This is a genomic window from Streptomyces aurantiacus (assembly GCF_001418335.1).
GTDB lineage: Bacteria > Actinomycetota > Actinomycetes > Streptomycetales > Streptomycetaceae > Streptomyces > Streptomyces aurantiacus.
This window is the reverse complement of the sequence record NZ_LIPP01000125.1, coordinates 1-10,015: the sequence shown is the minus strand read 5'-3', so window position 1 is coordinate 10,015 and position 10,015 is coordinate 1. Positions and strand designations below refer to the sequence as shown.

General features: G+C 70.7%; 11 protein-coding genes. 8 read left to right on the top strand and 3 right to left on the bottom strand.

Annotation, left to right across the window (positions count from 1 at the left end; translation table 11 throughout):
* Window positions 1–46: 46 nt before the first annotated feature.
* Complete coding sequence (gene folP, locus AOK01_RS18110) at window positions 47–907, bottom strand: dihydropteroate synthase (protein ID WP_055512889.1); 861 nt, start codon at window positions 905–907, stop codon at window positions 47–49.
* A 150-nt stretch (window positions 908–1,057) separates the two neighbouring features.
* Between folP and AOK01_RS18105 the strand changes: the two genes are divergently transcribed.
* A complete protein-coding gene (locus AOK01_RS18105) occupies window positions 1,058–1,408 on the top strand; it encodes a DivIVA domain-containing protein (protein ID WP_055512887.1) in 351 nt (116 codons plus the stop codon).
* A gap of 65 nt (window positions 1,409–1,473) precedes the next feature.
* Entirely contained in the window at window positions 1,474–2,061 is a 588-nt protein-coding gene (locus AOK01_RS18100; RefSeq protein WP_055512895.1) for a DNA-3-methyladenine glycosylase I, read from the top strand.
* A 100-nt stretch (window positions 2,062–2,161) separates the two neighbouring features.
* Here the strand turns inward: AOK01_RS18100 and chcB are convergent, their stop codons facing one another.
* On the bottom strand, window positions 2,162–2,971 hold the full coding sequence (gene chcB / locus AOK01_RS18095; protein ID WP_055512893.1) for a 2-cyclohexenylcarbonyl CoA isomerase: 810 nt from the start codon (window positions 2,969–2,971) through the stop codon (window positions 2,162–2,164).
* A gap of 363 nt (window positions 2,972–3,334) precedes the next feature.
* Between chcB and AOK01_RS41275 the strand changes: the two genes are divergently transcribed.
* On the top strand, window positions 3,335–3,502 hold the full coding sequence (locus tag AOK01_RS41275; RefSeq protein WP_003966491.1) for a DUF3117 domain-containing protein: 168 nt from the start codon (window positions 3,335–3,337) through the stop codon (window positions 3,500–3,502).
* A gap of 209 nt (window positions 3,503–3,711) precedes the next feature.
* Here AOK01_RS41275 and AOK01_RS18090 read toward each other — a convergent pair whose 3' ends face one another.
* Window positions 3,712–4,410: an O-methyltransferase gene (locus tag AOK01_RS18090; protein ID WP_281181380.1), complete on the bottom strand. Its 699-nt coding sequence runs from the start codon at window positions 4,408–4,410 to the stop codon at window positions 3,712–3,714.
* Between the two features lie 214 nt (window positions 4,411–4,624).
* On the opposite strand from AOK01_RS18090, the gene sigE reads away from it, so the two are divergent.
* From sigE to AOK01_RS18065, 5 genes are all read left to right on the top strand, one after another.
* Entirely contained in the window at window positions 4,625–5,323 is a 699-nt protein-coding gene (gene sigE / locus AOK01_RS18085; RefSeq protein ID WP_079103504.1) for an RNA polymerase sigma factor SigE, read from the top strand.
* Window positions 5,320–6,318 carry a zf-HC2 domain-containing protein gene (locus tag AOK01_RS18080; RefSeq protein WP_055512881.1) on the top strand — a complete coding sequence of 333 codons (999 nt, stop codon included), beginning with the start codon at window positions 5,320–5,322 and terminating at the stop codon, window positions 6,316–6,318. Before sigE ends, AOK01_RS18080 begins: the two co-directional genes overlap by 4 nt.
* A 139-nt stretch (window positions 6,319–6,457) precedes the next feature.
* Window positions 6,458–8,224, top strand: a complete 1,767-nt coding sequence (locus tag AOK01_RS18075) for a S1C family serine protease (RefSeq protein WP_055512879.1) — start codon at window positions 6,458–6,460, stop codon at window positions 8,222–8,224.
* Window positions 8,225–8,464: 240 nt separating this feature from the next.
* The gene (locus AOK01_RS18070; RefSeq protein WP_055512891.1) at window positions 8,465–8,953 is read left to right on the top strand and encodes a sec-independent translocase; all 489 of its coding nucleotides are present in this window, start codon (window positions 8,465–8,467) and stop codon (window positions 8,951–8,953) included.
* A 315-nt stretch (window positions 8,954–9,268) separates the two neighbouring features.
* Complete coding sequence (locus AOK01_RS18065) at window positions 9,269–9,925, top strand: hypothetical protein (RefSeq protein WP_055512877.1); 657 nt, start codon at window positions 9,269–9,271, stop codon at window positions 9,923–9,925.
* Window positions 9,926–10,015: the final 90 nt, after the last annotated feature.

Below are 10,015 nucleotides of genomic sequence, written 5' to 3'. Positions count from 1 at the left end.
GCCCCCAGAAGCGACGGGAAGGGTAGGGGCGGCGGGGGCGAAACCCCTACGCCAGCCCCCGCCGGGCAACCGCCGGCACCCGATGCCCGGCGATCGACGCCACCATGTCCAGTACCTGCCGCGTCTCGGCGACCTCGTGCACCCGGTACACCTGAGCCCCCAGCCACGCCGACACCGCGGTCGTGGCGAGCGTCCCCACCACCCGCTCCTTCACCGGCCGGTCGAGCGTCTCCCCCACGAAGTCCTTGTTGGACAGCGAGACCAGCACGGGCCACCCGGTGTCCACCATCTCCCCGAGCCGGCGCGTCGCCTCAAGACTGTGCCGCGTGTTCTTCCCGAAGTCGTGCCCGGGATCGATGAGCACGGACTCCCGGGCCACCCCCAGCGAAACGGCCCGCTCGGCCAGCCCCAGGGTCACCCGAAGGATGTCCGCCATGACGTCGTCGTAGGCGATGCGGTGCGGACGCGTACGCGGCTGCGTGCCACCCGCGTGCGTGCACACGATCCCCACCCCGTTCCGCCCGGCGACCTCGGCGAGCCGCGGATCGACACCGCCCCACGCGTCGTTGAGCAGGTCCGCGCCGGCCTCGCACACGGCCTCGCCCACCTCGTGCCGCCAGGTGTCGACGCTGATGACCACGTCGGGGAAGCGGCGTCGTACCTCGGCGACGAATCCGACGGTCCGCCGTGCCTCCTCCTCGGCCGTCACCTCCTCGCCCGGGCCGGCCTTGACCCCGCCGATGTCGACGATGGCGGCTCCCTCGGACACCGCCTGCTCCACGCGCGCGAGCGCGGGCTCGTCGCGGAAGGTGGCTCCCTGGTCGTAGAAGGAGTCCGGGGTCCGGTTCACGATCGCCATGATCACCGGCTCGTGCGCGTCGAACTCGCGCCTGCCCAGCCTGAGCATCCCCTGTGACCTCTCCCAGTAGTTGAGCGGCCGGTGCCGCTGTTCCGCCGCCTGCGACCCTAACTGTCAGACCCGCATGGCACGATCGGGGCCTGACACTTTCCGTGCCGACGCGCCCCGCGCCGGCATCAGAGCGTGGGGACCTCAGAGATGTACATGTTCCTGTTCCTGGTCGTCGCCCTCGTCGTCGTGGTCGGCGCGGTGACCCTCTCCGTGGTGGGAGGCGGCGACAGCGGTGTCCTCCCCGAGGCGGCGCCGGAGCGGCTGCGGGACCCGATGCCGCTGGACCGCCCGCTGCACCGCGGCGACGTGGAGGCACTGCGCTTTCCCGTGACCCTGCGCGGCTACCGCATGGCCGACGTGGACGACGCCCTGGGCCGGCTCGGCGCGGAACTGGCCGAGCGGGACGCCCGGATCGCCGACCTGGAGGCCGCGCTGGACGGCGCCCGCGTGATCGCGGCCACCTCACTGGAGAAGCCCACGGAGGAGGACCACCGATGAGCGACTCCCCGAAGTCCGACGACGTCCTGAAGGCCGCCGGTGACGCCCTCAAGGTGGGCGACGTCCTGAAGGCCGGTGACGCCCTGAAGGGCGCCGACGGGGCACTGCGCTGCCCCTGGGCCCTGTCGACCGAGGACTACGTGGCGTACCACGACGAGGAGTGGGGCCGCCCGGTCCACGGCGACGACGCGCTGTACGAGCGGCTGTGCCTGGAGGCCTTCCAGTCGGGCCTGTCCTGGATCACGATCCTGCGCCGCCGCGAGGGCTTCCGTGCCGCCTTCGCCGCCTTCAAGATCGCCGACGTGGCGGCCTTCACGGACACCGACAAGGAGCGCCTCCTCGCCGACGCGGGGATCATCCGCAACGGCGCCAAGATCGAGGCGACGGTCGCCAACGCGCGCGTGCTGGCCGACTGGGCGCCGGGGGAACTGGACCGGCTGATCTGGTCCTTCGCACCCGACCCGGCCTCGCGCCCGGCCCCGCAGAAGCTGTCCGACGTCCCGGCCGTGACCGACGAGTCGACCGCCCTGTCCAAGGCCCTGAAAAAGCGAGGCATCCGCTTCGTGGGCCCGACCACGGCATACGCGCTGATGCAGGCCTGCGGCCTGGTCAACGACCACTTGGGGGACTGCGTGGCGAGGGGTGCTGTCTAGGGGCGCGGGGAACTGCGCGCCAAGCCCCCACCGACCGGCACCATCGCATCCGAACGGGACGCACCCGATCCGGCCCAGCCCAACCCAGCGGAGCGCCCCGTCACCGACCCAGGTACTTCGGCTTCTCCTTGTTGACGAACGCCTGCACCGCGATCAGATGGTCCTCGGAGGCCCCCGCCCGCGACTGCAGCTCGTCCTCCTTCTCCAGCGTCTCCGCAAGCGAGTGGGAGATCCCGTAGGCGAGGGACTCCTTGAGCGCGGCGTACGCCAGGGTCGGCCCCTCGGCCAGCGTGCGCGCCAGCTTCACGGCCTCGGCGGCCAGTTCGGCCAAGGGCACGATCCGGTTGGCGATCCCCAGCTCGTACGCCTCCTGCGCGGTGATGCTGCGCGGGAAGAGCAGCAGGTCGGCGGCGCGCGAGGGCCCGACGACCCGGGGCAGCGTCCAGGAGATCCCGGAGTCGGCGGTCAGCGCGACCCCGGCGAACGACGTGTTGAAGGCGGCCGTGTCGGCGACGATGCGGTAGTCCGCGGCGAGCGCGAATCCGAAGCCCGCTCCGGCCGCCACGCCGTTGACCGCGGCCACCACCGGCTTCGCCGCCCCCGTCAGGGCCCGCACGATCGGGTTGTAGTGCTCCTGGACCGTGCTCATGACGCCCTCGCCCGAGCCGGACCGCTCGCGTGCCGCCAGCAGCCCGCCGACGTGCTCCTTGAGGTCCTGGCCCACACAGAACGCCCGGTCACCGGCGGCGGTGAGCAGTACGGCCCGTACGGAGTCGTCGGCGGCGGCCGCCCGCGCCGCCTCCCGGAAGGCGACCTTGGTCTCGGTGTTCATCGCGTTCATCGCCTCGGGGCGGTTCAACGTGATCGTCGCGAGTCCGTCGCTCACCTCGTAGAGCACGGTGTCGGCCATGATGGGTCCCCTCATGTGTCGCGCGGCTCCGTCGTACCCGTCGGTACGCACTGCTTCCGAGGACAGCATGGCGGAGATCACGATGAGTGGCGGGGTTCGTACATGTGACCTGCGTCAAAGAATTCCGGTGTCCGAAAGTCCATGCAGTGGCGCAGTATCGCAGTCACACCGCCGAATTGGGTGGTTTTGCTCAAGCGCGTTGCGCAAGCGATGCCGACTGATGTTGGTCATCGGGTCCTGAGATGCGGGATAATGGCTTGGAAGCAATGTGTTCGATGCCGGTGACGCGTGTCCGACGGAGGATGCGTGCCCTTCAATGGGGCCGTCGGCGACGATGAGCTGGTTTCAGGAAGGGGAACGAGCATGGCGGCCATGAAGCCGCGAACGGGCGATGGCCCGCTCGAGGTGACCAAGGAGGGGCGGGGCATCGTCATGCGCGTTCCGCTCGAAGGCGGCGGTCGGCTCGTCGTCGAGCTGACCCCCGACGAGGCCGACGCACTTGGCGACGCCCTCAAAAAGGTCGTCGGCTGACGCGGAACGCGACCATACCCTTCCACTGCCCCGGCATCAACGCGATGCCGGGGCAGTGGTGTGCCCGGGTGCGTCACCGACGCGCAGCCGGGGTGCCGACGCGGACCGGATGAGGTGTTTACGCAGGTCAGTGCTGGTCGATGCTGGTCGGCTCCGGTCAAGTCGGCGTCGGCCGGTGCTGTCGCCGTGCGGGCTCCGGTGGGGCCGGCTCAGCGCTTGACCGCGCACAGCAGGCCGTCGCCGACCGGCAGCAGCGAGGGAATCAGCTCCTGGCTCTCACGGATCGTGCGCAGCAGTTCGCGCAGTCGCAGCACCTCCGTGGGCTGCGGGCCCGACTCCACCGTCCGCCCGTTCGCGAACACGCCCTCGAAGGCCACGAGGCCGCCCGGCCGGAGCAGGCGCAACGATTCAGCGAGGTAGTCGAGTGACTCCAGCCTGTCGCCGTCGCAGAAGACCAGGTCGTATCCCGCGTCCGCGAGCCGGGGCAGGACGTCCAGCGCGCGGCCCGGGATGAAACGGGCCCGGTTGCTGGCGAAGCCGGACGCGCGGAAGGCCTGACGGGCGAACTGCTGGTGCTCGGGCTCCGGATCCACCGTCGTCAGTACGCCGTCCGGCCGCATGCCGTGCATCAGATGAATTCCGGAGACTCCGGTTCCGGTACCGATCTCCGCGACCGCCTTGGCGTCCACGGTGGCGGCCAGCAGTCGCAGCGCGGCACCCGTGCCGGGCGACACCGAGCGCAGGCCTGCTTCCCGGGCCCGCTCCCGGGCCCAGTGCAGTGCCTCGTCCTCGGCGACAAAGGCGTCGGCGAACGCCCAGCTCGTCAGCCGGTTGCCGGTAATGGCCCTCTCCTGTCCCCGTGGTTGCCTGGGCGTGACTGTATCCGTTGGCGCCGGGAACCCGCAGATGGGACCAGGCGTTTAGAGAGGGTGGGGAACTACACGGGGGTTACGGATGGATCAGGACGGCCAGGAAGTACTGACGCGGCCATATGAGCGCGTATCAATTTCGCGTAAAACCGCTTATCCGGAGCTAACGGGCGAGGTGGCTATGGTAGGGGCTCCGCTGGACACCACCAGAGCCGACAGGGGAGGTGCGGCTGAACCTGTGGATCGAGGAGGGGTGCTTCGGCGCCTGCTCAGATCGCCGGGGGAGCCGAAATCCGTGAACAACACTGCTGCCCGATCCCGCGCTGACTCCACTCAGACCGCGACCTTCACCTCCGACGCGGACTCGCAGGCGTGGACTCCGCCCACCTGGGAGGAGATCGTCAGCACGCACAGCGGCCGGGTGTACCGACTGGCCTACCGCCTGACGGGCAACCAGCACGACGCGGAGGACCTGACGCAGGAAGTCTTCGTCCGCGTCTTCCGCTCCTTGTCGACCTACACGCCCGGCACGTTCGAGGGCTGGCTCCACCGCATCACCACGAACCTCTTCCTGGACATGGTCCGCCGCAAGCAGCGCATCCGCTTCGACGCCCTCGGCGACGACGCGGCCGAGCGCCTGCCCAGTCGTGAGCCCTCCCCGCAGCAGGTCTTCAACGACACGCACTTCGACGCGGACGTCCAGCAGGCCCTCGACACCCTCGCACCGGAGTTCCGCGCCGCGGTCGTCCTCTGCGACATCGAGGGACTCTCGTACGAGGAGATCGCCGCGACCCTGGGCGTCAAGCTCGGCACGGTCCGCAGCCGGATCCACCGCGGCCGCTCCCAGCTGCGCAAGGCGCTCGCCCACCGTTCTCCCGAGGCCCGTGCCGAGCGCCGCGGTTTCGCGGTCACCGGAGTGCCCGCTCTGGGAGGAGGGGGCGCGAGCGCGTGAGCGGATCACGGCTGAATCCTGCCGACGGGCCCCTGGCCGAGCAGCACCTCGGCGACCGACTTTCCGCCCTGGTGGACGGTGAGCTCGGCCACGAGGCGCGCGAGCGTGTCCTGGCCCACCTCGCCACCTGTACGAAGTGCAAGTCGGAGGCCGACGAGCAGCGACGACTGAAGAGCGTGTTCGCGGAGGTCGCCCCGCCGCCCCCCTCCGAGAGTTTCCTGGCCCGACTTCAGGGGCTCCCCGGAGGAGGTGACCCGGGAAGTGACTCGGACGACGACAGCTCGGACAGCTCGCGACTGGGCCGGGGAGCGTTCGGAACGTCCGGAGTCTTCGACATGACACCGGACTCCTTCGGTTACCTGCCCTCCGGCGCCCACGCCGCCGTGCTGCCCTCGGAGCAGCGTGGCTTCCGCATCCATGACATGAGCCGGCGTGAGGCCGAGCGGTCGGCCTCCCGGGGCCTGCGCTTCGCGGCCGCCGCGGCCGGTGCCGTCTCGCTCGCCGCGATCGCGCTCGGCGGGGTGTCGACCGGCGTACCGGCGGACACCGCGGACGCGCGCGGCGGTTCGGGCTCCGGAAGCAACGTGACACCGATGCGCACAGCGAGCACGGCCGGCGCGACCGGCTCCGAATCGCAGCGCCGCCGGTCCCTGGCGCCACTGCTCGCCCAGGGACAGCGTTCCTTCGGTGGCGAGGGAGGCGCGCAGACCGAGATGTCCGCGCCCCTGCTGCCCGGTGTCCCGCCGCCGTCCGGGCTGCCCGCGACCGCCGAGCAGAACAAGGGCTCGCTGCACGCGCTGACCACACCCGTGATGGCGGGTGCCGCCGCCATGTCCCCACTCATACGCCCGTTCGCCCCGGCCCCGCCGGTCACGCTGACCGCATGGACGCCGGGTTCGCAGTTCGAGGCGTCCGTACTGTCGGCCGTGCCGTCGTCCGACCCGTCCGTCGCACCCACGCCTGTCGCCTCGCCCACACCTCCCGCCTCGGGCTGAACCCGCCCTCTGCGCGGCGGCCCGCGAACCTGGTTGAATCCAGGGACGGGCCGCGCCCGCCGCAGGAATCCGGGCGCGGAGGTCGACATACCGCGGCGAGCGCCGACGTGCCGTGCCGCGGGTCAGGTGTGGGGAGAGTATGGACGAGGGGAAGCCCACAAAGCCGAAGTGGTGGAGCCGGCCACGGACCCACGTACCGGACTCCGCTCCGGCCGACTCGGTGTCCGCGGGGGACGGCACGAGTGGGTTTCACGGGGGCGACGTCGGCGTCGATATCGACGTCGACATCGATGACATGGACGGCGACTTCGAGCTGGAAAAGCCCGCGGGTACGGGCACGGGTATTGGTACGGGTACGGGTACGGGTGTGACCACTGCCGCCGGTGCCGGTGCCGGTGACAACGGCGGTGCTGATGCCGGTCCGGCCGCCGGGCAGGGCTCGGGTGAAGTGAGCGGTGGCGTGAGCGCGCCCGCCTCCAGTGAGCGGCCCAGGCCCCTGCACGACCCGGACCCGTACAGCACGCCGCCGTACGGCGGGCCCGGCCCCTGGGCGCCCGCGCCACCGGTGCAGCACCCGAGGACGACTCCCGCGCACGGTACGGCGGCGGTAGGGGCCATGACTCCGCCTCAGCCTCTGCCCCAGCCGCAGCCCCAGCTTCAGGACGCTCCGACGGAGGCCGGGCCAGCCCCGCATGCCTCCGCTCCGCACACCCCCTGGCAGAACTACGACCCCTGGGCCGCCGCGCCCTTCCAGCAGTACGACGGGGCCGTCGCCGAGGCGCCGGGCGGGCGGCGTGGGCGGGCCGGGCGTTCCCTGGTCCTCGGCGCCGTACTGCTCGCGCTCGTCTCCGGAGGCGTCGGCGGGGCCGTGGGCGCGTACCTGGAGCGGACCGGGGGGATCGACGACGTCGAGCTGCCGCAGGCCGGCGTCGAGGCCAAGGGACGGGCACCGGACAGCGTGGCCGGTATCGCGGCCAGCGCGCTGCCCAGCGTGGTGACGCTGCATGTGAGCGGCTCGGACGCGCAGGGCACCGGCACGGGCTTCGTGCTCGACCGGCGCGGCCACATCCTCACCAACAACCACGTCGTCGACCCGGCGGACGGCAGTGGCGAGATATCCGTGACCTTCAGCGGTGGCGAGACCGCCAAGGCCGAGATCGTGGGCCACGACAGCGGCTACGACCTCGCCGTGGTCAAGGTCACCGGCGTCAGCGGCCTGAGGCCCCTCTCGCTCGGAAACTCCGACAACGTCCAGGTCGGAGACCCCGTTGTCGCCATCGGCGCGCCCTTCGACCTGGAGAACACCGTCACCGCGGGCATCATCAGCGCCAAGGAGCGCCCCATCACCGCGGGTGGCGAGGAGGGCGACGGCAGCGACATCTCGTACGTGGACGCGTTGCAGACGGACGCGCCGATCAACCCCGGCAACTCCGGTGGCCCCCTGGTCGACTCCAAGGCCCGCGTCATCGGCATCAACAGCGCCATCCGCTCCGCCGACAGCGGCTCCGAGCTGGAGGGCGGCCAGTCCGGCTCGATAGGCCTGGGCTTCGCCATCCCCATCAACCAGGGCAAGCGCGTCGCCGAGGAGCTCATCAACACCGGCAGGGCGACCCACCCGGTGATCGGTGTGACGCTCGACATGGAGTACTCCGGCGACGGCGCCCGCGTCGGCGTCAAGGGCGACGACGACGCTCCGACGGTCACCCGGGACGGGCCCGGCGCCCGCGCCGGCGTGCAGGCCGGTGACGTCATCACCGAGGTCGACGGGCAGCGGGTGCACTCCGGCGAGGAACTCATCGTCAAGACGCGTGCGCACCGGCCCGGCGACCGGCTGGAGCTGACGCTGGAGCGCGACGGCGACGAGAAGAAGGTCACCCTCGTCCTCGGCTCCGCCGACGGCGACTGACACGGCCGACGGCCGATGGTGGGCAACGGCCCGCGGACCGACAGGAACTTCTGACAGGAACTTCACAGAAACGGGCCCGAGGCCCGGTCCCACAAGGCAAACATCCTGGAAAACCCGCCGTGTACACGCGGTACGGAGCCCCCGGACAGTACCGGACGGACAGGATCGCCGGGTACCGTGGACCCGGCCCGGACCACGGATGATTCGCCGAGTGCCGAGGACATCGCGAGGAGCTGCAAGGTGTTCAATGACATAGGACCGCTTGAGCTGGTGACGATCGTTGTCCTTGCCGTGCTCGTCTTCGGTCCGGAGAAGCTCCCGAAGATGATCCAGGACGTCACGCGCACCATTCGCAAGATCCGTGACTTCTCGGAGAGCGCCAAGGCGGACATCCGTGAGGAACTGGGGCCGGAGTTCAAGGACTTCGAGTTCGAGGACCTCAACCCCAAGACGTTCATCCGCAAGCAGCTGGACAACGACGAGCTGGGGCTCAAGGAGATCCGTAACGGCTTCGACCTGAAGAAGGAGATGGCCGACGTCACGGACGCGGTACACGGCCGGGATTCCGACACGTCTTCTTCTTCGTCCTCTTCGTCCTCTTCGTCCTCTTCGTCTTCCGCGGCTTCGTCGTCCTCGACGGGCTCCACCGGTGGCTCCGTCGACATGACGAAGAAGCGCGAGAAGCTCGCGCCGGACGAGCGTCCGCCGTTCGACGCCGACGCGACCTGAGGTCCCGTCCGAGGCGTACGCCGCACGGTCACCGTCCGAGGCGTACGCCCGCGGCTCGCCCCGGGGTGGCGGCGCGCCCGCCGTCCGGAACGCGCTTCACATTCAGCCGAACGCGGTCCGTTTCCCCGTACGAGGCTTGGGTCGCGCCTGTTCGGGAAAAGGCGGATCGGGCGGGTATGTGAGCCATGTGCCGACTGGTTTCCCGGCTTGGCGCGGAGCTGTGACTATCCTGCCTAGTTGTTGTGCGGACCGGAAGGACGCCCGAAGGGGGGCGGGCCGCTCCGGTCCGACTAGAGCGAGGAGGCGTCCGGGCAGATGGAGACGACAAGTCGGGTAGGCGCGCAGGCGCCGGCAGCGGAGGGTGGACAACAACTCCCCTCCGCCCGGCGTACGGTCGACGGCTACCTGCTGGCGCCCTTCCCGTGGTACGGCCTCGACGAGGCCTTCACGGGGCCGCGCTGGCTCATGCAGGTCGGCGCCGCGGCCGACGGAGCCATCGAGCACGGTTCGGTCGGGCACGGTGACGAGCCGTCGGTCCGCAGCGAGTCCACCGAGGACAAGGAGCGATTCGCGGTCGTGGTCACCGTCGCGGCCAACCCGGTGCGGCGCAGCGCCGACGGCACAGGGCTGATGGAGGCCACCTCGGTGTCCTCCGCGGCCTGGCTCGCCGGAGTGGGGCTGCTGTCCTTCACCTGGCCCGGCCAGATGGACCACACCCTGCGCGACGACTGGCTGGACCAGCAGACCGAGACGGCGTGGGTCCTCGCGGACGATCTGGCGGGGTCCGACTGGTCGACGCTGTCCCTTCCCGTGGACGGGGTGCCGACGCCCTTCCACTACCGGGAGTCCGAGTTCGGCTGGGTCCTGGCGGGGTCCACGCAGGAAGGGGTGCACGTGGGGGCGTACGGGCGGGGGATGAGCGCGTACGGCCTCGGCTTCGCGATGATCAAGGACATCGCGACGTACGCCTGACGGGTTCCACGTACGCCTGACGGGTTCCACGTACGCCTGACGGGTTCCACGTACGCCCGACGGAAAGGACGTACGCCCGACTGGAAAGAC